Source organism: Vibrio sp. 1F255 (genome assembly GCF_041439145.1).
Taxonomy (GTDB): domain Bacteria; phylum Pseudomonadota; class Gammaproteobacteria; order Enterobacterales; family Vibrionaceae; genus Vibrio; species Vibrio crassostreae_C.
In genome coordinates, this window is sequence record NZ_JBGONQ010000082.1 from 1 (window position 1) to 1,412 (window position 1,412).

The 1,412-nt window shown below is 41.9% G+C and carries 1 protein-coding gene; it reads right to left on the minus strand.

Annotation, left to right across the window (positions count from 1 at the left end):
• Positions 1-13: 13 nt before the first annotated feature.
• Entirely contained in the window at positions 14-1,321 is a 1,308-nt protein-coding gene (locus ACED41_RS21500; RefSeq protein WP_371725666.1) for an IS4 family transposase, read from the minus strand.
• Positions 1,322-1,412: the final 91 nt, after the last annotated feature.

Genomic DNA, 1,412 nt, shown 5'->3' on the forward strand with positions numbered 1-1,412 from the left:
TAATGCCGTTCACTTAAGAGTGAACGGCATTTTTGTTCTTAGCATACCGTTGTGGTCTGGGTTTAACTCTTCTAGGGAATGTCCTTTCCCTTCGCCCTTCAAGTATTAAGCTTTCAGCCATGTTGTGGAACCCCTTTAGCTGACGAGGTATTGCGCCTGGTGTTGAATAAGGTAAGCCTACAAGTAACGCTGATACATGAGCTAACGTGCCGTTAAAACTCAGTTGATAAGGAAGGTAATTTCCCTTTAAATTGAAGCAGAGCTCGACCATCTGATATCGGATTAAATTGTAAGTAAGCAAGATGCCCCATAACTCCTGCTTGACCAGCTCTGGTAAACGACTTCGCAGCGTAAGACGGTTTCCAAGCATGTATTGTTTTTGCTCTCGGTAGCCCAGCTCTATTTCCCAACGATGCTCATAAAGGCCTGCAATATCTTTTGATGGGTAACGCAGGGAGTCCGTCATGGAGGTTAATACTTGGTAGTCTTTTCCTTTAATTTTACGAGTGACAAGTCGAGCGGTTATCGACTTTGGTAAATCAGGCCATAGCTTTCTAGCTCTTGGATTACTGTGTAATTGAACAAGTTTGTCATTTCGCCCTAAAGATTGAACAATGTCATATTGTGTATTTTTCTTGAGGGGGATAAGCCAATGGCGCTCTGAGCCAGAGTCTTGCCATTTATGTAATAAACCTAAAGAATAGAACCCCTTATCGAACATTGTTACGCTATGGTTTGGTGTTGTTTCTATCAGTTTTTCAGCTAATACCATTTCGTTTGTATTGTAATTATCAAAGGCACTTGCCGTGATAATGTGACTGCTTAATTCCATTTGGCAGACCATTCTCACTTGCGGATATTGTGTCCCTTTTTGTCGAGAAAATGCCTTTTCATTTTGCGGGTTATCGGGCGTTCGCCAAACAACGCCATCGACGCCAAGCAGCGTTAATCCATTCCATTGGGGTAACTTTGCACTGTTTAACCATGACGTAGTCATTCGCTCAAAGACCGCTTTAATTGCGTCTTCACCCAACGTCTTTCGACGTTGAGTTAACGCACTCGGTGCGACAAAAGCTTTACCTGTACGGTCGACAATATCAAGTTGGTTCACTAAATCTTTCATGGATTTACTGTTATAGATAGCCATTCCAACAAGCAGCCACACCATGGATTCTAAAGTTAATTTCCTCTTTCTCATCGTGACAGTATCAGTAAGAGAATAGGCTTCGTCGATGAGTTCAATTGGAAGCAAGTCAGACAAAGTCTCAACGCTGCTAGGTTTCCAATCATTAATTATGTTTAGAGCTTGAGAAACATCCATAAAAAAATCCAAGTGCATTAAATACACTTGGATTTTGACAGCTCTGAAGGATCCTTCAACCGATCGCTTTGGCTTTAACTGATCGGCATTA

What these genes read in the sequence shown, in the direction of transcription:
- ACED41_RS21500 (WP_371725666.1), bottom strand. Translation starts at nt 1,321, where the DNA reads ATGGATGTTTCTCAAGCTCTAAACATAATTAATGATTGGAAACCTAGC.